Genomic DNA, 1201 nt, shown 5'->3' with positions numbered 1-1201 from the left:
CATATTCTTCATCCAGTGAAGGCGATGTGTTGCAAGGAAAACAAGCCTATTTTCAAACAATGGCAGCATTGTCTCCTTTAACTCAAATTCTGTTTCAATATCTAAGTGAGACGTTGGTTCATCCAACAGCATCACTTTTCGGTCTGTCAGAAAGGCCCTTGCCAAGGCAATGCGCTGTTCCTGTCCGCCACTAAGTGTTCTGCCGCCATCACCAAGCATCTCGTCAAGGCCATTCGGAAGGGATTGATATAATGTCTCCAACCCTGTTGCTCTTAAAGCAGCTTTAATTTCATCATCATCTGCTCCAGGTTGATAAAAGGCAATATTCTCTCTGAGTGTCATGCTGAATATATAGGGGGATTGTGGTATATAGACAGTTTTCTGCCGCCACTCCTCCGTCATAAGACTTGGTATCTCCTTATTATTTAATAGAATTTCACCTTCTGTAATACTCGTAAAGCCGCTGAGTAAATCAATTAGGGTTGATTTCCCTGCGCCGCTTTCTCCGACAATACCGACCTTTTTGCAGCCAGCAATTTGGAAGGATAGACTCTCAAGTGTGAGATTTTCCGCACTGCTGTGACGATATCCTACTTGATTAAATGCAATATTCGAAATATCCTGCAAAGCTGATACAGTTGTATTTGACATGCTTTTGCTTTCCTCGTGAATTATTGCCAATATGGCTTCGCCTGCCTCTTTTCCATTTAAAGTGGCATGATAGTCTGCTCCAACCATCCTTACTGGAAGAAAATATTCAGGTGCCATAATTAAAATCATTAATGCCGGCAACAGCAGCAAGTCACCGCCAATAAGACGTACACCTAAATTAACTGCTACAGAAGCAACAGATAATGATGTGAAAAAGTCCAGTGAAAAGGAGGATAAAAAGGCGACACGAAGTGTTTTCATCGTGGCAGTCCGATATTGCTCACTCACTTTTTCAATATTGTCACTGTGTTTTTTGCTTTTTCCTAGAAATTTAAGTGTTTCCAATCCTCTCAATGAATCAAGGAAGTGATTGGAAAGAATTCGGTAAGTAGCAAGCTGCTTGTTCATTTGTCCCTTTGCTGCCAGTCCGACGAGAATGAGGAAACCAATTAGAATCGGCATTGTGATTGTCAGGATGATGCCTGCAATCCAATCCAACCAATATACATACAGCAATATCATCGGAGGAATGACGGAGGTTCCAACCATC

Annotated in this window: 1 protein-coding gene; it reads right to left on the bottom strand. The window is 41.8% G+C overall.

What is annotated here, in order from left to right:
• The coding region (gene cydD, locus AB0G52_RS41225) for a thiol reductant ABC exporter subunit CydD (protein ID WP_361344457.1) at positions 1-1200 on the bottom strand (1200 nt) is incomplete at its 3' end.
• Position 1201: the final 1 nt, after the last annotated feature.

The organism is Streptomyces sp. NPDC021562 (assembly GCF_040640875.1).
Classification (GTDB): Bacteria; Actinomycetota; Actinomycetes; order Streptomycetales; family Streptomycetaceae; genus Streptomyces.
This window is presented reverse-complemented; position numbering and strand designations above follow the sequence as displayed.